Consider the following 20,332-nt stretch of genomic DNA (forward strand, 5'->3'; position numbering starts at 1 on the left):
TATGACCATGACGAGAAAACTGAGTTGGTTCACCGCCCTGCTGCTGGGCACGGCATCTCTGGCGCAGGCGGCACTTCCGGCGGCGCTTCCTGCTGCACCGCCTGCGGCAACCTCTGCGCCGCTGTCCGACGTGAACCAACCGCTCGATACCAGCGCTCCGCTGCGCGATAGCCAGCTGCTGTTTACCCAGGTGGCACCGCCGCCGGGTAGCATGACGCTGCGCGGCACCGTCCCCACCAGCCAGATTGAGTTCGGCGTGCGCAGCGACGAAGTGGTCACGCGCGCGCTGCTGACGCTCAACTACCGGCCTTCGCCGGCGCTGCTGCCGACGCAGTCGCAGCTCAAGGTGTATCTCAACGATGAACTGGTGGGACTGGTCACCGTCACCGCCGATCAGCTCGGCAAAGAAAACCAGACGCAGCTGGCGATCGACCCGCGCTACATTAGCGACTTCAACCGCATCCGCCTGGAACTGGTCGGCCACTACGCCAACGTGTGTGAAAATCCGGCCAACAGCACCATCTGGCTGGATATCGGTAAAGCGAGCAAACTGGACCTGACGCTGCAGAAGCTGCCGCTGAAAAACGATCTCTCCCATTTCCCGGAGCCATTCTTTGACGCGCGCGACAACCGGCCGCTGCAGCTGCCGATGGTGTTCAGCGGCCAGCCGGATGTGCAGCAGCAGCGTGCGGCAGGCCTGCTGGCCTCGTGGTTCGGTAGCCAGGCGCAGTGGCGCGGCCAGTCCTTCCCGGTGCTGTATAACCAGCTGCCGGAAGGACAGCATGCGGTGGTATTCGCCACCAACGATCGTCGGCCGGACTTCCTGCAAACGCTGCCGCCGGTGGACAAACCCACCGTGGAAATGGTCAGCCAGCCGGACAATCCCTATCAGAAGATGCTGCTGATTCTCGGCCGCGACGATAACGATCTGATCACTGCAGTAGAGGGCATTGCGCAGGGTGAACTGCTGCTGCGCGGCGAGCGCGCCACCATCGACAGCGTGAAACTGCTGGCCCCGCGCCAGCCGTACGATGCGCCAAACTGGGTACGCACCGATCGCCGCACCACCTTTGGTGAACTGACGCAGTATCAGAACCAGCTGCAGGCTGATGGCCTGCAACCCAACCCGATTAGCCTGACGCTCAACCTGCCGCCGGATCTGTTCCTGGTGCGCGCACGCGGCATTGATATGGACCTGATCTATCGCTACACCTCACCGGTGCAGCAGGACGGCTCACGGCTGGCGGTGCATCTCAATAACCAGTTCATGCAGGATTATCCGCTGACCAGTAAAGATGGCGCGGGCCAGCAGCTGATGCGCATTCCGCTGATGCAGGGCCTGCAGGACAACAGCCGTCAGCTGACCATTCCGGCACTGCGTCTCGGTGTGGTGAACCAGCTGCGCTTTGATTTTGACTACGCCAATACCTTTATCGGCGGCACTGCCGATGGCCGCTGTGAAACCGTCACCCCCGTCGCGCATCATGCGGTGATCGATGATCGCTCCAGCATCGATTTCTCCGGCTATCGTCACTACATCGAAATGCCCTCGCTCGGCGCGTTTGCCAGCGCTGGCTTCCCGTTCAGCCGCTTCGCCGATCTGGCGCAAACCCTGGTGCTGGTGCCGGCAAAACCGGAGAGCGGCGAAGTCAGTACGCTGCTTGACGCGCTGGGGGCGATCGGCGCCCAGACCGGCTATCCGGCACTGCGCGTGCAGATGAGCGATGACTGGCGCAACGCCAAAGACCACGATGCCGATCTGCTGTTGATCGGCAGCATTCCGCCGGATCTGCAGGCGGACACGGCGATCAACCTGCTGGTGGATCGCACGCGCAGCACCCTCAACATGCCATCGCGCCCGGGCAGCGCGCCCAACGTGCCACTGTCAGCCAGCGAGCGCACTGCCGAAAGCCAGACCGGCATCAGTTCGCGCGGTCCGATCGGTGCCCTGGTTGGCTTCCAGTCGCCGTTCCACGATCAGCGCAGCGTGGTGGCGCTGCTGGCTGACAGCCCGCGCGGCTGGGATTTGCTGAATGCAGCGCTGCGCGACAGCGGCAAACGCGCGGCGATGTTCGGTTCCGTCAGCATCGTCCGGGAGTCCGGCGTCAACAGCGTGCGCGTGGGCGATACCTACTTTGTCGGGCATCTGCCGTGGTGGGAGCGGCTGTGGAATCTGCTGGCCACCCATCCGGTATGGCTGGCCGTGTGTGCCGTGCTGGTGGTGATCCTGTTCGCCCTGATGGCCTGGCGCCTGATGCGCATGGTGAGCCGTCGTCGCCTGGCTGAGCTGGATGACGATGAATAAGTTACCGCTTGCGCTGCTGATCGCCAGTGCGCTGGCCGGCAGCGTGGCGGCCGCGCCCGGTCCGCAGGTGGCGCCGGTAGCGTGGCTGCTGATGCAGATTCGTACCGGCGAATCCACCAACAAATACGATTTGGTGCAGCAGTCGCTGTACCGGCTGGAAAAAATCGATCCGGATAACCCGCAGGTGCTGGCGGCGCGCATTCGTATGGCGCTGCGTCAGGGCGATCAGGCCAAAGCGCAGCAGCTGTTCGATGCGCTGCAAAAGGCTGCGCCGGATGACGCCGCCACACGCGAATCTGCGGCAGGTTTGCGCCTGATGAGCCCCGAAGGGCGTCAGCAGCTGCAGCAGGCGCGGCTGCTGGCCACCGCCGGACGGCTGCCGGAGGCCAAAGCAGCGTGGGATGCGCTGTTTCACGGCGTCTTTCCCGATGTAAACACCGAACTGGAGTACTGGCGACTGGTGGCGCGCCTGCCGGGCCAGCAGCCGCTCGCCTGGCGTCAGTTGCAGGCGCTGGAGCAGCGTTATCCGGGCAATATCGGCGTCGAGCTACAGCTGGCGCGCATGGCGTTTGATAATAATCAGCCGGATCAGGCGGTGACCCAGCTGCGTCAGCTGGCCAACCGCGACGGCGGCCGCGATGCCGCGTCCGAACTGTGGCTGCAGCAGATCCAGAACCAGCCGGTAAGCGAGCGCAGCGTTGCCAGCCTGCAGCAGTATCTGCAGGTGTTCACCAGCGGCGATGCGCAACAGCGCGGAGCGGATGAGCTGGCGCGTCAGCAAAAAATGCTGGCCGATCCGGCCTTCCGCCAGCGCATGCGCGGCCTGGCGCTGGTCGAGGCTGGCGGCGGCGCGGCGGCAATCGGCGCATTACAGGCGGCGCTGAAGGCCAATCCGGACGACGCCGAACTGCTCGGTGCCATGGGCCAGGCGCAGGCGCGTGCCGGTCACCGCGCCGCCGCCATCAGCTGGCTACAGAAAGCGATTCAGGCGGGCCAGGCCAGCACGCAAATCGGCAAGTGGCAGTCCCTGTTACAGACCAATCGTTACTGGCTGGCCATCGACAGCGGCGACGCGGCGCTGAAGCAGGGGGATTTATCCGGCGCTGAGCGGCAGTACCGCAGCGCGCAGGCCATCGACAGTAATGATAGCTGGGCGCTCATCGGCCTCGGTGATGTGGCGCAGGCGCGTAAAAACAGCGCGTTAGCCCGGCAGTACTGGCAGCAGGCGCTGCGCCTTGACCGCAGTAACGGCACGGCGCAGCAGCGCCTGAGCAATTTACGTATTGAGAGCCTGCTGGCCGACGCAGACGCGCTGGCGCAGCAGCAGCAATGGCCGCAGGCGGTAGCGAAATACCGTGAGGCGGCTCAGGCGCGACCGGATGATGTCTGGCTGGCCTGGCGGCTGGCCAATGCGCTACGCAGCAGCGGTGACAACCAGGCAGGCGCGGCGGTAATGGCCGCGATGGTGCGCCAGCAGCCGCAGCAGCCAGCCGCGCTGTATGCCACGGCACTGTGGCAGTCATCCGGCGACGACGATGCCGCCGCGCTGGCCACGCTGCACCGTTTACCCACCGCCCGCTGGGACAGCAACATGCATGAACTGGCGGATCGCCTGGCGCAAAACCAGGCGTTCGGGCGTGCCGGGGAGCTACGCGCCCGCGGTGATGAAGCCGCCGCCATCCGCTTGCTGCAACAGCAGCCGGCCTCGCCGCGCCGCGACATTACGCTGGCCGACTGGGCGCTGGAGCGGGGCGATGCCACAACAGCGCTGGCCGGTTATCAGCAGGTGCTGCAGCAGGACGCCAGCAACAACGATGCCGCGCTCGGCCGCATCGAGGCGCTGCTGGCGCTGCAGCGCACCACCGAAGCGCGCGCAGCGCTGCACAGCCTGCCGGACAGCGTGGCGCAGCAGAGCCTGAACAGCGGCCGGCGCGTGGCACTCGCCTGGCAAAACAGCGGCGATCTCCTCAAAGCGCAGCAGCTGTTCAGCGCGCTGAAAACCCGCGCCGCCGCTGTCGCGCCGTCACAGGAAAAAGCGCTGGTGCTGCGTGATGCCGCGCGGCTGGAGGGACAGCAGCGCCAGCCCGCGCTGGCACAGCAGGATTACCGCGCGGCGATGGTCGCCAGCGGCATCACCCCTGCGCTGCCAGACGATAACGCCCGCTATACCCGGCTGACGCGCACGCAGGCCCAGGACGACTGGCTGAAGCGCAGCATCCGCAGCGACGCCGCTGACCTGTATCGCCAGCAGGACACCACCGTGACGCTGGAACAGGACTACTCGCGCGATAAGGGCAACGGTGGCACCTCTGACTTTACCGCTCATACCACCATGCTGCAGGCGGAAACCCCGCTGGCCGATGGCCGCAGCTTTGTGCGCGTCGATCACGTACAGGTGTCTGCCGGTACGTTTTCCACCACTGATGGCAGCCACAGTGAACAGTTCGGCAGCTGTAACGACGCCAACGCCGGGGGCTGCCGGCGCGATTTCACCCAGCGGGACGAAGGCACCGCGCTGGGCGTCGGCTGGCACAACGATCGCTGGTCAGCCGATATCGGCACCACGCCGCTCGGTTTTACCGTCACTAACTGGGTCGGCGGCGTAAGCTGGAAAACTGACATCGACGATCTCGGGGTGACTTTTACCGCTTCACGTCGCCCGATCTCCAGTTCGCTGCTGGCTTACGCCGGCGCGCGCGATCCGGCCACTAACGGCGGCAAAAACTGGGGCGGCGTCGTCGCGACCGGCGGCGGCATCGGCCTGAGCTACGATCGGGGCGGCGCGCACGGGGTGTGGGCCGATCTCAGCGCCCATCAAATCAGCGGTGAAAACGTGGCGGACAACAGCCGCGAACGGCTGATGGCAGGCTATTACTACAAGCTGATCAATAGCGACAACCAGCGCGCCACCATCGGCCTGAACAGTATGCTGTGGCACTATCAGAAAGATTTGAGCGACTACACCTTTGGCCAGGGCGGCTATTACAGCCCGCAGCGCTACTTCTCGCTGGCGGTGCCGCTGACCTGGCGTCAGCGCACGGAAAACTGGTCGTATGAACTCGGCGGCTCGGTGTCGTGGTCACAGTCAACCACCGACGCTCAGGCGCGCTACCCGGTGAATCCAGGCTTTACGCTGGCCAGCAATCCGTCATCGGACAGCAGTTCCGGACGCGGTTTCGGCTATACCTTGCAGGCGTTGATAGAGCGGCGCATCACGCCGCACTGGTCGCTGGGTTTGGCCATGGACATTCAGCAGGCGAAAGATTACACCCCAAGCCACGGGCTGCTGTATGTGCGCTACTCAATGGCCGGCTGGAACGGCGACATGGATATGCCACCACAGCCACTGGAACCGTATGCGGATTTTAAATAAGCACACTATTTACCCTGCAGTTCTCTTAGCATCGCGGCTCGCAGGATCGCGTTGAGGCGCGTCTGGTAACCTTTGCCAGGCGCCTTTAACCACTCAAGAATATCCGCATCGATTCTGATCGAAGCCTGGGTTTTTACCGGGCGGTAAAAACGCCCCCGTTCGGCAGCCTGCCAGAAACTGTCGTCTAACGGCGCAATATCATCACACTGGATGTCGCTGTCCTGTTTCCGGCTCAAAGCATCCAGCTCCGCCTGTTGCTTATCGGTGAGCGGCGGTAATTCACTGCGTTTAAACCTGACTTTGCTCATAGCGCCTCCTCTCAATACGCGTTGCATGGCGTGCGCTGATAATCCTTATTCGCTCAACATCTGTTTCGAAGCGCACCGTATGGGCCACCAGAATGACCACATGCCCCATAACATTACCAATGGTTTGCCAGCGATATTCCCCATTTTCATAACGATCCTGCACCGACAGGTGGAAAGGATCCTCAAACACGCGGGCTGCAACTTCAAAGCGGATACCATGCTTGCGGAAATTTGTTTCCGCCTTGGTGGTATCCCACTCAAACTCCGGTTCCGTTTGCATTTATCATACACTTTTGTCTATACATTTTAGCATGACAAATTGCGTGTAGTACGCGCTGATGGTGTTGATCGGGCGCAATAGCTGCGCGGTCAGTACAGGAATGAAATGAAATACAGACAGGTCTGGAATCGAGTGAAACGCTGGAACAGCGGTTTGAAGCCAGGCGGGCGGGCCTGATGGTGATCGGCCGGACGGAAGGTTGATTCCGTCCGGCACAGAGAGGCTATCGCTTCTCCTGATAAGCCAGCCAGGTCAGCAGTTGCAGGCTGGCGGAGAAATAGTTTTGCTCCGGCGCCAGGCGGTCGCTGAGGTAGCCGGTTTGGTTGAGCGTCAGGTCGCGCACCGCGGTCAGGCCACCTTCCATATTGTAAGGTGCCGGGGTATTGGCCAGCACATCAAACCACGCTGGCGTGGTGTCGCGCGCGTAGCCCTGCCAGACGCGCTGGAAGGGCACCAGCCGCAGGCTTTGCGGATCGTACCACCAGATATTCAGCGGAATACGGATCGCGTCATAGCTGAAGCGGCTGGAATAGCCGACCGCCGGCGCGACGGAGCCATCGGCGTTCAGCGCCACCCAGTCCAGCGGCAGGCCGGTTTTGCCAAACTGCATGTCGCCCAGCAGCGCAAGGCCATCATCAATCAGCGTGTTCCACACGCGCAGATGGCTGTGCTGCGCAAACTCCTGCCATGCGGCGAACAGGAAATAGGAAGGGTTAAGCACCACATAGCTGGTTTTATTGAAGCCCTGCGCACCCGGCAGCATGACCTTGCGGCCGGCGTAGTCGATCACCGTTAGCTTGATGACCGCGCGCTGAATGCGATCCGACGCCTGCTGATAATCACCGCCCCACTTCTGTGCCGCGCGCTGCAGCGCCCAGGCGATCAGCACATCCCCGTCCGAGGCATCATTCTTATCGGCGATGGGATCGGCTGCGCCCGGCGTATAGCGCCAGTAGAACAGGTCATTCTGCGGATTGCGCAGATGGGTACGCGTCCACTGCCACAGCAAATCAAAGGTGGCGCGGTCGTTATACGCCACCGCCAGCAGCATGCCGTAGCCCTGGCCTTCGGTGTGGCTGACGTTGTTATTGGCCGTATCGCTGATGCGGCCGTCGCTGCTCATAAAGCGGCTTTTGTAACTGCTCCAGCCATCAGCGGCCGCCTGAGCACTGAAAAATATCACCATGAAACACAGCATCCACTGACGCCAGAACCGCATCACTCTCATCACAGCTTCCTATTGGTATCGATAATGCAGCGTGCCGCCGTCGATTTTTTCCAGCGTCAGCGGTACCGCCGCGCTACCACCCTGCGCACGTAGCCACTGCGCGTACACGCCGGCCAGCACTGCGCTCAGCGCCAGCTGCCAGCGTTCTGCATCAAGCTGGCTGTCGCCCTGCGGCAGGGCATGGTGCTCAAGCATAATCGCGTTCTGCTGCGGCTGCAGCTGAACAAAGCCCCAGTTAAAGCGCGCCAGCTGGAGATTAATTTCGCGCTCCAGATCCTGCACGGTGCGCGCCTCCGGCAAAGGATAGCGCGTTGCCAGCAATTCGCCCACGCCGTTGAGGAAGGCTTCCGCCTCCGCGCCAGCGTTGTCCAGCATGCTCTCAATCATCACGCTGACCAGATCAAACCAGCCCGGCTGATACGGATGGCTGATGCGTGCGCCCGGTTGCTCACTCATTAGTTGTCTCCAAACAGATAACGGAAGTACAGATTGGCTGTGCTTTCGTTGTAATCGCCAAAGGTGTCATAGCCGAGCTGGCCGCCGATGGTGACGTCTTTATTAATCTTATAATCGGCACCGGCGTGCAGGTTATAGCCGATGCCGTTTTTGCTCTCACCGCTGTAGTAGGCGCTTTTGACAAAGCCCTGATCGGCGAGGCTTTGCAGCTGGGACTGCAGCGACGGATCGTTGGGGAAATACGCGCTCTTGTCCTGGCTGTAGGACTGATAGCCGACCGAACCGCCAACGTTGACTTTCAGGTCATCAAACTTGCGGCTGAAGTCGACAGGGAACGACACCGCGGCATAATTCTGCGGACTGAAATAGCCGCCCTGACCGTAGCTGAAGTAACTCAGGTTTTTGGAGAAATCCATCCACGACAGGCTCATGCCGACCTTCAGCTCGCGGTCGTCGTAGTGGTAAGGCCGCACGTAAGCGCCCGCCGTGGCCTGCACGCTGTTGTTGCTCGCCACGTTCTCGCCCAGATAGCTGTAAGCGCCGCCGCCGACGTAGAAACCCGCGTCGCCGTTATCGAAGCTCAGCATGGCGTTGCCGCCGTTTTTGGTGACGCGCCCCCAGCGCTTGCCGCTGGTCTTGTCCTCTACGCCAACGTACGACAGCAGACTGTCGGTCATGGCGCGGCGTTCACCGGTGAGGATCAGCGTCAGGAAATCGGTCAGCTTCGGTGACCACTGCACGCCGCCCACCAGCGTACTGAGATCCTGGCCGAGCGGCGTGCTGCCGAGATCGATCTTATAGCTGTCGCCCTTCAGCGCCATATTCAGTTCCACGCCGGTGGCCTTTTGCGAATCGGTCGACGAAGACGGCGTGTCGTCTATTTTGGCCGCGCCGGATGCCACCACATTGCCCTGCACCAGCGCGTTGCTGCCGAAGCGACGCCACGCATCACCGGCCGCACTGCCAGCGGTGAGCGACACCGGCGTCATAGTAAAGTCGAAGCGCGACTCGCCGAACGGCACGGTCGAGAAGGTCAGCGGCGCTTTGGCTTCGGTCAGCTTGCTGAGCCCCGATTCGCCGTCGCGTCCGCGCACCTGCATCTGTCCCTGTACCCAGGTGCCGGTTTTCTCCTGCAGATTGTCCATCATCTCGTCAATCTGGCGCAGCGTCTGGCTCTGCCGGACCGCCGGCGTGGTGCTCGCCAGCGTGACGTCCTGCGCGCTGCTGCTGGTGGCCGGTGCCGTTTGCCACGGCATCACCGTGCCATAGCTGGAAGGCGAACCGGACACCGGCGAGGTGCTGCGGTTGATAAACGGATTGTCCGCCAGCGCCAGACCGCCAACGGTCGGCACGCTGCCGCTCTGTGCGCCCTGCAGACCAATCAGCTGGCCGCGCGCGCTGCGCAGGTAGCTCATCGCCTGGCTGTGCTCGCCGTTGGCTTCCGCCACGCGCGCCAGCAGTAACAGGCGATCCGGCGTCTGCTCATTGCGCAGGCCGCGGGTTAAGGTGTTCGCTTTGTCGACGTCGTTCTGCGCCAGCGCCACATCAATAGCACCGGTGCGCGCATCCTGAGTGGGCGTATCCTGCGTCATCAGGTAGTCATACACCACGCCCGCTTCTTTGTTCATCTTGCCGGACTGATACAGACGCGCCATGGCAAACATCAGATCGCGGTTCTGCGGATCGTGCTGCAGCGCACCCACCAGCTTGTCATAGGCGGCGGCGTACTGCTTCTGCTCGCGCAGGCGATCGACTTCATTGATGAGATAACCGTTGCGGATGCCGGCCAGCTGCGTGGGCGTACTGCGCGCCTGCAGCTCCGGACTGCTGAGGAAGCTCTGTGCTTCGGTCGTCAGCCCGGCCTGATTCAGCACCGCCACCTGCGCGGCGTAATCTCCCGCGTTGCCCTGCACGCCGCGCTGCATGTTGCCGCGCACCACCGTCACCGCCGTGGTGAGATCGCCGGCTTTGGCCAGTTTCTGTGCCAGATTACCGGCATCGACCGGATTGGCGGGCGGCGTGGCGGCCAGCGCGCGCAGCGTATTGGCCGCCGCCGCGTCAGAGCCCTGTGCCAGATAGCGATCGGCGGTGGCCATTTGCAGATTGAAATTCACGCGCTGCGCCAGTTCGCGCATCTCACTGTTCTTGCTGCCGTTGGGAATGCGCGCCAGCAGCTGGCTGGCCTGCTGCCAGGCACCGCTCTCGCTGGCGTTGAGCGCACCGGCATACAGCTCGCTGGTGCTGGCACCGCTGCGCAGGGTCGGCTGCATGACGTTGGCAGCCAGTAAATTATCGCCCTGCGCGCGGTAGATGCGCGCCAGATCGAGTCGCAGCCAGCCGTCGCTGGGATAGCGCTGAATGGCGCTGTTCAGCGTGGCGATGGCCGCACTGCGGTTGCCTGCCGCCAGCTCGCGTTTTGCCTGCGCACGCAGCGGATCGCTGCTGTTACCGCGCGGTGCCACGCTCTGGCGCACGCTGTCGGGCAATGATGCCAGCAGGGTATTGGCTTCGGCGCTGCGGTTTTGCTGGCGCAGCACGTAAAACAGTCCCTCTTTGGCGCTGCGGTTATCGGCATCGCTCTGCAGAATGGCCCGGTAGGTTTGCTCCGCCTGCTGCAGCTGATTGCTGCGGCGCAGCACATCAGCGCGGAACAGCTTCGCCGATATGCCTTTTTCGCCCTCGGCCTGCGTCAGCGGCTCACTCAGCGCCAGCGCCTGCGCGCTGTCACCGTTTTTCAGCGCCTGCTGGGCATTCGCCAGCTGCGCATAAAAACGGGCGTCGGCCGCCTGCTGCTGACGCTGCTGGCTCTGATCGCCGCCCAGCTGGGCGGCGCGCGTCAGATAATCGGCGGCTTCAGCGTAGCGTCCGGCGCGCTGCGCCACGTAGCCCATACCGGCCAGCGCATCGGCGTCCTGCGGGTTGGCCTGCAGCACTTTTTCAAAGTTGTTCTGCGCACCGCTGACGTCGCCGCTGTTCAGCGCGCTAAAGCCCGCGCCCTTCTCCGCGCCGCCGACATTTTTGCGGTAGTAATCCACCACCGCACTGTCCTGCGGATGGCGCTGCTGCCAGGTCTGGTACAGCGCGGCGTCCGACGCCTGCGGCGCCAGCCACAGCAGCGCCTGACGCAGCGAGCGATCGGCCTCTTTATTACCGTCCGCCATGCTGGCCAGCACATCAATGCCCTGGCGGCGCGTCGCTTCCTGATAGGTCAGCGCTTTGCCCAGCGCCAGCTGAGCGCCGGTATCCTGCGGATGGTCGGCGGCAAACTGCCGCAGCGCCTCCACCGCCTGGGGCAGCAGCGTGCGGTCGCCGGCCATGGTCAGATAATATTCTGCCGCCACGCTCGGTGGCGGCTCGTTGCCGCTGAAGGTATTGCGCCAGGTTTGCAGCGCGGCGGCGATGTTACCGCTGCGCGCCTGCTGACGCGCCAGCGACAGCTGCGCCTGTGGAATGCTCTGCAGCTGCCGCGCGTTGTCCAGCTCCGTCAGATGCGGATCGTTGGGCGATACCGCACTCAGGCGGGCGCGCCACTGTGCCGCATCGGCCGCGCTGCCGCTTTGCTGTGAATAGAGCGCCAGCAGATACAGCGCCTGGGTATTGTTCGGCTCCACCATCAGGATTTTTTGCAGCGAGGCTTTCGCCAGATCGTCATGCGCTTTCTGATGCCAGTAGGCCGCCTGGTCGAACAGTGCCTGTAACGCCGGATTGGTGCTCTCCGCCGCCAGCAGCGGCTGTGAGAACGTCAGCGCGCCGCCCAGCAGCAACGCCTGACGAATACCGGCACTTATCAGCTGTTTTTTCATTATTTTTATCCTTACTTCCGGCCGGAGTGGCTATCGTCTTGCGGGTGGAGACGGCGCCACGCGTGGCGCTTCAGCATCACCCAGGCCGCACTGCCGATCAGCGCCGACAGCAGCAGCGCCGCCAGCGCCATCAGTACCGAGTGCTGGTTGGCATACCACACCACCATCATGTACCACGGCATTTCACCGCTCGGGAACTGCGGCCCGACGCGGAAGCTACGGATGCCGTTCTCATCGGTGATGATGGCGGTATCACCGCGGATGCCGGCGTTGATGCGCGCCGAATTCAAATCATCGTGCAAACGCAGCAGTTGCTGATCGCTGGTGGCAACCGTCATCACCACCAGACGATCGGCGCTCCACGGTGAGCGATAGCTGACAAAGCCGCGCCACGCTTCATTCGAGGAGAAGTAGCGATCGGCATCCAGCTGCTGGCGAGACCAGTCACCGGTCAGCCAGCCGCGCAGCTTATCGACGGTGGTCGGCTCTTTAACGCCCAGCGTGTTGCCGCTGGTCTGGTAAGCGGTGCCGGCCAGCATCTGCTGCGTGAAGGCGCTGTGCTGCATGGTGCTCACCGCCAGCACATCGCTGTGCTGCAGGCGCGTCAGATTGGTGCCACCGTTCGGCAGGCCAAATAACACCTGATTCTGCACCAGCGGCACGCCGGTGGCGTTACCGGCGCGCGCGGCCATGTCCAGTAACGTGGCGATCTCGGCATCACCCGGCGCCTCCGGCAGCAGCAGCGTGGTCTGCGAAAAATCCGCCAGCCGCGAGAACGGGAACGAGGCACCGACGAAGTACGACAGGTTCGGCAGCATGGTGAAGTGGCGCGTGTGGCTCAGATCGATCCACGAATCCTCTTCGATACGACTCTTGATGTTGTTGTTGAGCAGCACGCCGCACGGCGCATCCGCCTTTGGCTTGATATTGAAGTAGAGCGCCAGCTGGTTGTCGCCGTAAATCAGGTATGGCTCCAGCTTCAGCGTGTACTGCTCCTGGCGTGCATCCCCGCCCAGCCGGTGCCAGGCGCTCTCCAGCAGCCCGACTTTGTTCACCGTCAGGTTGCGCAGAAAAGTACCGTTCAGCGTGACGTTGAGGAACGAATTGTTTTCATCGATCCAGCTTTCCGACGGGAAACGGTAGTGCAGATTGACCGGAATCGCGTCGCCGTCCCACAGGAACAGATCCGGCGCCGCGCGGAAGTTAACCCGCAGCGCATCGTGCCAGATACCGGTGGTGGTCAGGCTCTGATCTTTACGCAGCAGCTCGCTGAGACGCACCGGGCGGCTGGTGTTGATCCAGCGCGGTGCGTCGTACGGTTTGCGCGTGCCAATCGGCTGCGGCGGTACGTTCAGGCTGCTGGCATCGGTGGCCAGCGGCTGCGTGGTCAGGCGGTTGGCCGCCTGGCGCAGCTGGGCATCATCTGCACCGACCACCAGCAACAGTTTGTACACCGGATTGTTGGGGTTATCGATCACCTGCAGCAGCGGCCCCTTCGCCGCAGGCAGCGTCACGCTGCCGATTTTGTCACCCGGATGGCCGATCAGGATACCGTTGTGCTCGGGCAGATCGCCGCGCACCACCGGGAAACGGATGCCACGGTAATCCGACTGAATGCCGAGCCAGGAAGCCACCAGCGCGGCGGCGCTGACGCTATCCGGCGAAACGTTAGCGGCAAAACCAAAGGTCACGCTGGCGGGCGTCATGCGCTGCACATCAATAAACGGACGCGGGAAGTTGCGCAGGCTGGTGCCGATGTTGAGCTGCTGGCCTTCTAGGCTGAGCGTGGTTTTCGGCAGAATGGTGACCTGATACTGCTGCGCGCTCTCTTTTTCGCACAGCAGCTTGTCGGCATCGTTGATTTTAAAGCTGAGGTTATTACTGGAAACCACCATCGCCGCCGGAATATCCAGCTGATAGTCGCTGACATCGCTGTCGCTGGCACCCAGCGGCAGCGTGCCGAGCGGCTGGCCGTTGAGCATCAGCTGCAGCGACGTGTTGCGCGCCGCCAGCGCGGCAGAGACGCGCAGCGACAGGTTGAGCCGCGCATTAGTGATCACCTCATCACCCGGCAGGGTAAACAGAATACCGGACTGCAGCTGGCCGCCGGTCAGGGTGATGCCGCGCGGCTGTCCCATCTGCGCCACCGAAATGGTGCTGCTCACCGGCTGGTTTAACAGCGCGCCAGCGGGCTCAGCGGCAGCCGGTGCCTCTGCAGCCACCGGCGGTATGACGATGTCAGGCGCCGCCGATGCTGCTGGCGGTGCTGCCTCTGCCGGCTGTGCTGACTCTGCTGGCTGTGCGGGTGCTGTATTTTCCTGCACCGGCGCTGCATCGCCCGGCGTGTACGGCGCGTCGCCCGCGGCCTGCTTCAGCTGCGGATCGGCACTGCCATCCAGCCCCTGCGGCGGCGGTACGTCAGAGAGCGCGGCGCTGTCCTGGGTTACCGCCGGCGTCTCTGCCCAGGCAGGGGCGAGCAGCAGCGTGGTGGTCAGCGCGCTGGCCAGCAGCGTGTACGTCAATGTTTTCATGCTGCGCTGTCCTCTTTGGCCGTTGTCTGGCCATCACGCTTGCGCGCCTCACGGCGATCTTTCCAGCTCAGCCAGAACAGCTCAAAGACGGTACGGATGATGGTGCCGAGCGACACCAGCGGATTGTCCTGCTTATATTCCGGCTGGATCCACGCATCGGCCCGCGCCAGCACCACGCGCACCAGTTCACGGCGGCGCGCCAGCGGCATCGCGCCAAAGCGCAGGCGAATGGTCTCCTCATCACCGGAGATCTTGCTCACCGGAATGGTGATGGCACCCGATTTCAGCAGCAGATCGATCTCTTCGATTTCATCGTGCTCATGCCGGTTGTCTGGCGCATCCAGCTGCGCGCCGCCCATCGACAGATCGCTGGTTTGCGTGCGCGAAGAGATGCCGCTGGCATAGTGAATCACCGCCGGGATCTGCACCTCGATACGAATGGTTTTACGCACCTGTTTGGTTTCACGCGCCACGGCAATCGCCGCCATCAGGATGATCAGGCTGAACACCGCCCAGCCGACGTTGAGCGCAATCACATACGGGTCCACCCCGAAGTAATCATGCGCCACGGCGCGCACCACGCCGGCCACGATGCCAATCGACAGCAGCGCGGCAACGATGACGTGAGGCCGCACGATGTGGAAGTCAAAGAAGCCCTGGTCCAGCAGACCGCCTTTATCCGTCACGTTGAATTTGCCGTGCTTTGGCGACAGCAGGGTCAGCAGCGTCGGAATCACCAGGTGGAAGCACATCACGGTTTCGTAGATTTCACCCCAGAAGGTGTAGCGGAATTTGCCGTTCATGCGCGAGTTGACGTACAGCGACATCACCAGATGCGGTAGCACGTAAGCGAAGATGAGTGACGCCGACGAGTGGATAATATTCAGGTTAAACAGCAGGTAAGCCAGCGGCGCAGTGAGGAACGCCACGCGCGGCAGGCCGAACTGGAAGTGCAGCATGGCGTTGAGGTAGCACAGACGCTGCTGCCACTTAAGCCCACGGCCCAGCAGCGGATTGTCGACGCGGAAAATCTGCGTCATGCCGCGCGCCCAGCGGGTACGCTGAATCACGTGCAGACCCAGACGTTCGGTCGCCAGTCCCGCCGCCAGCGGAATTGCCAGGAACGCCGAGCCCCAGCCGAGACGCTGCATTTTCAGCGCGGTATGCGCATCCTCGGTGACGGTTTCCACCGCGAAGCCGCCAATCTGTTCCAGCGCGCTGCGGCGGATCACCGCACAGGAGCCGCAGAAGAACGTGGCGTTCCAGTTGTCGTTGCCCTGCTGCACCGGGCCGTAAAACAGCGAGCCCTCATTCGGGATGCTGCGCGCAGCGCGCAGGTTACGTTCGAACGGATCCGGCGAGTAAAAGTAGTGCGGCGTCTGCAGCAGCGCCAGCTTCGGATCTTTCAGGAACGGACCGACGGTAGCCTGCAGGAACGTGCGCGTCGCCACGTGGTCGCAGTCAAACACGCAAATCAGCTCGCCTTTGGTGATTTTCATGGCGTGATTGAGGTTGCCGGCTTTGGCGTGGCGGTTATCGTCGCGGGTGATATAGCCGACGCCAACGTCGGCGGCAAATACCGCGAACTCGCTGCGTTTGCCATCATCCAGCAGGTAAACTTTGATCTTATCGCGCGGGTAGTCGATACACTGCGCCGCCAGCACGGTATCCCGCACCACGTCGAGGCTTTCGTTATAGGTCGGCACGTAGACATCGACCGTCGGCCACAAGCGGGTATCATCCGGCAGCGGTTCGATGGTGCGTTTTAATGGCCAGCTGGTTTGCAGGAAGCCGAGAATTAAGATCAGCCACACGTACAGCTCGGCCAGATATAAGCCGATACCGAGAATTGCTTCAATCTCGGAATTAAACTGCAGCGTCTCCGTGGTGCGCCACCAGATATATCGGGTCGACATCAGCGCGGAAAGAAAAACCATCACAATGGTTATTTTACGGCTTTTACTGAAGCCCAGTAAAAACATCATGCCAATACTGATCAAACCAAAAATATACTGTTTCTGGCTATCCATAGGCGTGATGACGATTACCGCAGCGACCGGTGCAAGCACCAGCAGCAGCAGGTAAAACCCGAGTTTACTCATGATTCACCCTGAAGAAGCTGTGTTGTTATTATTTGAACCAGGCCGCTGGCGGCCGGGCTTGTTAATAATGACTGCGGATCGGTGCCTGAACTTCGCCGTTGCCTACGTTGATATTCAGGATATTCGCCACCCGTTTTGCCACCAGTTCAATATCAAACGCCGCTGCTGAGGCCGGGCTGAAATCATAGATTGACTGCTGCGAGGCATTGGCCTCTGCCACGCTTTCATCGCGGTGCACCACGCCGAGTAAATTATCGCCCAGCCGCTGCTGCATAAATGCGGTCACTTCACGGCTGATATTCCGGCGATTATCACTTTGGTTGAGCACGAAATAATGACCGTGCTGATTATTTAATGGCTGGCCAATCATGCGATGGTTTTCAATTTGCGGCAGCAGCGCCACCGAGGCGGTATCCGCCAGCATCACCACTAAATGCATATCGGCCAGCGCCTGCATGGCTTTCAGCGCCGGACCGGGTCCCGGCGGAAAATCCGCAATAATCACCAGACCCGGATAATTCAGGACGGTATCCAGGCCGCGTTTTAAGAAATGGGCATCGTGCGCCAGGTTGTGTTCGAAGCGCTCACGCTGCGCTTCAGTCACCTCACCGTAAGGCATGACAAAGATGTTGCTGCCGGTGGTGAGGATCGACTGACTCCAGTCAGCCTGCTCTTCCGAGCGCGCCACAAAGCCGCGGCTGTCGTGCAGCGGTACGCCAAAATGCAGGCGCAGCGCATTTTGTACGTCAAAATCGATCGCCAGCACTTTGCTGCCGGCACGCGCCAGACTCCAGGCCAGGTTGGCCGCCATGGTGGTTTTTCCTACTCCCCCTTTTGGCGAGCACACACAAACTAATGGCATAGCGCGATCTTCTCCAGTAACGGTTTGAGCAGTGTTTCTTTAGATAAATGAACCGGTTCCGCCGCACGCGAGCGGAACAGTGCGCCAAAGCGCGAGGGCGTAGCAGGCTCCGGCTGCGCCACGGCGGGCGCAGTGGCCGGTGCTGCGGCAGCAGGGGCGACCGCCTGTTCAGCGACCGGCGCGCTGACCGGAGGCGGTGGGAACAGTGAAGTGGCCGCCTGACGCGCTACGTGCGTGGCTGCCGGTGCCAGCGACGACACGGACGCGGCAGTGGGCGCGCTGCTTGCTGGCGGGAATAACGCGCTGCGCGGTGTTTCTGTGTCGGGTGCCGGCGCGCTGGCGGCGAGGCTCTGCAGCAGCGATGCCTTTTCACTGCGGGCGACGGGCGCCGGATTGAGAGCCTGCGGCGGCGCGAAAAACTCATCGCCGCGAATCGGCTGCGGCTGCGGCAGATCGACGCGCTGGCCGCTACCCAGCTCCGGCTCATCATCCGTCGCCAGCTGACGGATGATCGCCCACTGGCTGTGATCGGCTTCCAGCGATTGCCCGGACATATCCTTAAAAGCAATGTCCAGCGTTTGCGTTTTTTCCTGGAAACGCTGCAGATCGTCGTAGTTCTTCATGATCAGAGCCTGTTAAAGCGGAGGGGTAATTTCCGCGAATATAACACACACGTTAAGACACGGTGAGAGAATTCTGATTATTAAAACCGCAGATTCGACAAAAGAGTTTTATCTGAAAGATTGAAAATATACAGATGCAAAAAGCATGCACTGATTAATTGAGCAGGATTAATAAAAATCGATTAACGGAAATAGCAGCCGGAAGATAATTAGGATAATGCACTGATAATAAACAACTTACCATTGAAATGTGCAGTTATCTCTGGCCGTGACGGCGCTCACACAATGCGGCACGGATTCAGAATTTGCCTTAACCTTTTCGCTGTGGTTCAGGACCAGCGATTTAAAGATTCAGTCGCGTAATACATTTCTGCCATCGCAGGCGATTAAGACACGTCAGGTTAATTTTACTCATGTATCAGGCCACCAATAACAAAGGCTCCCGCAGGAGCCTTTCGCACTGGCTGGCCGTAATTACGGCGTCGCCACCGGCTGATTCTCATCCTGGTCGACGGCGAAGCAGGCGATTTGCTGCTCACCATACTGCTTCAGTTTCGGCTGCAGCTGCACGCAGGTACCGAAACGACGGCGGCAGCGTGCGTTGAACGCGCAGCCCGGCGGCGGATTCAGCGGGCTCGGCAGCTCACCGGTCAGTTTGATGCGCTCGCGGCGTTCGTCCGGATTGAGGCGTGGCGTGGCCGACAGCAGCGCCTGAGTATACGGATGGCGCGGATTGCTGAAGATCGCCTCTTTGCTGCCCTTTTCCACACAGCGGCCGAGGTACATCACCATGACTTCGTCGGCGATGTGCTCCACCACCGACAGGTCATGCGAGATGAACACATAGGACAGGCCGAGATCCTGCTGTAAATCCATCATCAGGTTGAGCACCTGAGCGCGCACTGAGACGTCGAGCGCCGAGACCGGCTCATCGGCAATCAGCACGTCGGGATCGAGCATCAGGCCGCGCGCAATAGCGATACGCTGGCGCTGACCGCCGGAGAACATGTGCGGATAGCGATCGTAGTGCTCAGTTTTCAGGCCCACTTTGGCCATCATCTCCAGCGTTTTTTCCCGCCGCTCCGCTTTGCTCAGCGCGGTATTGATCACCAGCGGCTCTTCCAGAATCTGGCTGATTTTCTTACGCGGATTGAGCGAGCCATACGGGTTCTGGAACACAATCTGGATTTTCTGCCGGCGCAGTTTTTGCGCCTGCGGATCGTGTTTCAGCAGATCCTGCCCGTGCCAGTACAACTCGCCGGCGGTCGGCGTTTCAATCATCGTCAGCAGGCGTCCGAGCGTGGATTTACCGCAGCCGGATTCGCCCACCACCGCCAGCGTTTTGCCACGCTCAAGGTTAAAGGAGACGCCGTCCAGCGCCTTCACCAGGCGCTCCTGGCCGAACAGACCCTTTTTCACCGGATAGTGTTTTTTCAGGTCAATCGCCTGCAGCAGGTAATCCTGCTTGGTGTTATCAAGACTCATAAGTCGGTCTCCCGGCATCATCCAGTGGGAAGTGACATTTGGACTGGCGGCCCGGAATATCGCGCAGCTCAGGTTCTTCAGTACGGCAGCGGTCGGTCACGTACGGGCAGCGCGGATTGAGCAGACAGCCGTTAGGGCGGTCATACTTGCCCGGCACCACGCCCGGCAGCGACGCCAGCCGCGCTTTGTCGGCGGCAAACTCCGGCAGCGCACGCAGCAGCGCCTGCGTATACGGGTGACGCGGCGCTTTAAAGATATCCACCGCTTTGCCGCTCTCCACCACCTGACCGGCGTACATCACGATGATGTGCTGCGCCGCTTCGGCCACCAGCGCCAGATCGTGCGTGATCAGGATCAGCGCCATGTTCTCCTGCTTCTGTAACTCCAGCAGCAGTTCGATGATTTGCGCCTGAATGGTCACGTCGAGCGCCGTGGTTGGCTCATCGGCAATCAGCAGCTTCGGCTTACAGGCAATGGCCATGGCGATCATCACGCGCTGGCTCATACCGCCGGACAGCTGATGCGGATAGACATCGAGCCGCGATGCCGGATCGGGAATGCCCACCTGCTCCAGCAGGTCGATGGCACGCTGACGCCGCGTGCGCTTGCTGCCGCCCTGATGCACTTTCAGCGCTTCCATGATCTGGTAGCCCACGGTGTAACACGGGTTGAGGCTGGTCATCGGGTCCTGGAAGATCATCGCCACTTCTGCGCCCACCAGCTGGCGGCGCTCTTTTTCGGAGATGCGCTGCAGGTCGCGCTGATTGAACTCCAGCTTCTCTGCTTTCACGCGGCCGGGATAGTCAATCAGCCCCATGATCGCCAGCGAGCTGACCGATTTACCGGAGCCGGACTCGCCGACAATCCCGACGACCTGGCCCTGTTCTACCTGGTAGCTGATGCGGTCAACCGCACGGAACGGTGCCTTTTCGTCGCCGAAATGCACCGACAGTTTTTCTACATTTAATAACGCCAT

13 protein-coding genes are annotated in these 20,332 nt (G+C 61.7%); 2 read left to right on the plus strand and 11 right to left on the minus strand.

All coding sequences use genetic code 11. The features are described 5' to 3' along the window. The first annotated feature begins 7 nt into the window (after nt 1–7). Together bcsB (AC6I8P_RS18660) and bcsC are read left to right on the plus strand one after the other, a co-directional pair. Nucleotides 8–2,305, plus strand: coding sequence for a cellulose biosynthesis cyclic di-GMP-binding regulatory protein BcsB (bcsB, locus tag AC6I8P_RS18660; protein WP_390958313.1), 2,298 nt, complete (start codon nt 8–10; stop codon nt 2,303–2,305). Further along, nucleotides 2,298–5,678, plus strand: a complete 3,381-nt coding sequence (gene bcsC, locus AC6I8P_RS18665) for a cellulose synthase complex outer membrane protein BcsC (protein ID WP_498030866.1) — start codon at nt 2,298–2,300, stop codon at nt 5,676–5,678. The genes bcsB (AC6I8P_RS18660) and bcsC overlap by 8 nt, the downstream gene beginning before the upstream one ends. Nucleotides 5,679–5,683: 5 nt before the next feature. On the opposite strand, the gene AC6I8P_RS18670 is transcribed toward bcsC, so the two are convergent. The 11 genes from AC6I8P_RS18670 to dppD form a co-directional block, all read right to left on the minus strand. After that, complete coding sequence (locus tag AC6I8P_RS18670) at nt 5,684–5,986, minus strand: BrnA antitoxin family protein (protein WP_058775497.1); 303 nt, start codon at nt 5,984–5,986, stop codon at nt 5,684–5,686. Further along, nucleotides 5,967–6,266 carry a BrnT family toxin gene (locus tag AC6I8P_RS18675; protein WP_058771045.1) on the minus strand — a complete coding sequence of 100 codons (300 nt, stop codon included), beginning with the start codon at nt 6,264–6,266 and terminating at the stop codon, nt 5,967–5,969. The genes AC6I8P_RS18670 and AC6I8P_RS18675 overlap by 20 nt, the downstream gene beginning before the upstream one ends. A 223-nt stretch (nt 6,267–6,489) precedes the next feature. Then, nucleotides 6,490–7,494, minus strand: a complete 1,005-nt coding sequence (locus AC6I8P_RS18680) for a family 8 glycosyl hydrolase (RefSeq protein ID WP_498030867.1) — start codon at nt 7,492–7,494, stop codon at nt 6,490–6,492. A gap of 9 nt (nt 7,495–7,503) precedes the next feature. Next, a complete protein-coding gene (gene bcsD, locus AC6I8P_RS18685; RefSeq protein ID WP_058758083.1) occupies nt 7,504–7,950 on the minus strand; it encodes a cellulose biosynthesis protein BcsD in 447 nt (148 codons plus the stop codon). Further along, nucleotides 7,950–11,753 carry a cellulose biosynthesis protein BcsC gene (locus tag AC6I8P_RS18690; protein WP_498030868.1) on the minus strand — a complete coding sequence of 1,268 codons (3,804 nt, stop codon included), beginning with the start codon at nt 11,751–11,753 and terminating at the stop codon, nt 7,950–7,952. Before AC6I8P_RS18690 ends, bcsD begins: the two co-directional genes overlap by 1 nt. An 11-nt stretch (nt 11,754–11,764) precedes the next feature. Beyond that, complete coding sequence (bcsB, locus tag AC6I8P_RS18695) at nt 11,765–14,284, minus strand: cellulose biosynthesis cyclic di-GMP-binding regulatory protein BcsB (protein WP_498030869.1); 2,520 nt, start codon at nt 14,282–14,284, stop codon at nt 11,765–11,767. Continuing rightward, nucleotides 14,281–16,386: a UDP-forming cellulose synthase catalytic subunit gene (bcsA, locus tag AC6I8P_RS18700; protein WP_059010816.1), complete on the minus strand. Its 2,106-nt coding sequence runs from the start codon at nt 16,384–16,386 to the stop codon at nt 14,281–14,283. Before bcsA ends, bcsB (AC6I8P_RS18695) begins: the two co-directional genes overlap by 4 nt. 61 nt (nt 16,387–16,447) lie before the next feature. Next, nucleotides 16,448–17,248 (minus strand): cellulose biosynthesis protein BcsQ, encoded by an 801-nt coding sequence (bcsQ, locus tag AC6I8P_RS18705; protein ID WP_031279622.1) that lies wholly within the window; start codon nt 17,246–17,248, stop codon nt 16,448–16,450. Beyond that, nucleotides 17,239–17,871 (minus strand): cellulose biosynthesis protein BcsO, encoded by a 633-nt coding sequence (gene bcsO, locus AC6I8P_RS18710; RefSeq protein ID WP_498030870.1) that lies wholly within the window; start codon nt 17,869–17,871, stop codon nt 17,239–17,241. Before bcsO ends, bcsQ begins: the two co-directional genes overlap by 10 nt. Nucleotides 17,872–18,345: 474 nt before the next feature. Beyond that, nucleotides 18,346–19,356 (minus strand): dipeptide ABC transporter ATP-binding subunit DppF, encoded by a 1,011-nt coding sequence (gene dppF / locus AC6I8P_RS18715; RefSeq protein ID WP_021507018.1) that lies wholly within the window; start codon nt 19,354–19,356, stop codon nt 18,346–18,348. Beyond that, nucleotides 19,346–20,332: a dipeptide ABC transporter ATP-binding protein gene (gene dppD, locus AC6I8P_RS18720; protein ID WP_021507019.1), complete on the minus strand. Its 987-nt coding sequence runs from the start codon at nt 20,330–20,332 to the stop codon at nt 19,346–19,348. The genes dppF and dppD overlap by 11 nt, the downstream gene beginning before the upstream one ends.

This window comes from gamma proteobacterium symbiont of Lampromicra miyakona (assembly GCF_059730895.1).

What these genes read in the sequence shown, in the direction of transcription:
- bcsB (WP_498030869.1), bottom strand. Translation starts at nt 14,284, where the DNA reads ATGAAAACATTGACGTACACGCTGCTGGCCAGCGCGCTGACCACCACG.
- bcsD (WP_058758083.1), bottom strand. Translation starts at nt 7,950, where the DNA reads ATGAGTGAGCAACCGGGCGCACGCATCAGCCATCCGTATCAGCCGGGC.
- bcsC (WP_498030866.1), top strand. Translation starts at nt 2,298, where the DNA reads ATGAATAAGTTACCGCTTGCGCTGCTGATCGCCAGTGCGCTGGCCGGC.
- dppD (WP_021507019.1), bottom strand. Translation starts at nt 20,332, where the DNA reads ATGGCGTTATTAAATGTAGAAAAACTGTCGGTGCATTTCGGCGACGAA.
- bcsA (WP_059010816.1), bottom strand. Translation starts at nt 16,386, where the DNA reads ATGAGTAAACTCGGGTTTTACCTGCTGCTGCTGGTGCTTGCACCGGTC.
- AC6I8P_RS18670 (WP_058775497.1), bottom strand. Translation starts at nt 5,986, where the DNA reads ATGAGCAAAGTCAGGTTTAAACGCAGTGAATTACCGCCGCTCACCGAT.
- bcsQ (WP_031279622.1), bottom strand. Translation starts at nt 17,248, where the DNA reads ATGCCATTAGTTTGTGTGTGCTCGCCAAAAGGGGGAGTAGGAAAAACC.
- bcsO (WP_498030870.1), bottom strand. Translation starts at nt 17,871, where the DNA reads ATGAAGAACTACGACGATCTGCAGCGTTTCCAGGAAAAAACGCAAACG.
- dppF (WP_021507018.1), bottom strand. Translation starts at nt 19,356, where the DNA reads ATGAGTCTTGATAACACCAAGCAGGATTACCTGCTGCAGGCGATTGAC.
- AC6I8P_RS18675 (WP_058771045.1), bottom strand. Translation starts at nt 6,266, where the DNA reads ATGCAAACGGAACCGGAGTTTGAGTGGGATACCACCAAGGCGGAAACA.
- AC6I8P_RS18680 (WP_498030867.1), bottom strand. Translation starts at nt 7,494, where the DNA reads ATGAGAGTGATGCGGTTCTGGCGTCAGTGGATGCTGTGTTTCATGGTG.
- AC6I8P_RS18690 (WP_498030868.1), bottom strand. Translation starts at nt 11,753, where the DNA reads ATGAAAAAACAGCTGATAAGTGCCGGTATTCGTCAGGCGTTGCTGCTG.
- bcsB (WP_390958313.1), top strand. Translation starts at nt 8, where the DNA reads ATGACGAGAAAACTGAGTTGGTTCACCGCCCTGCTGCTGGGCACGGCA.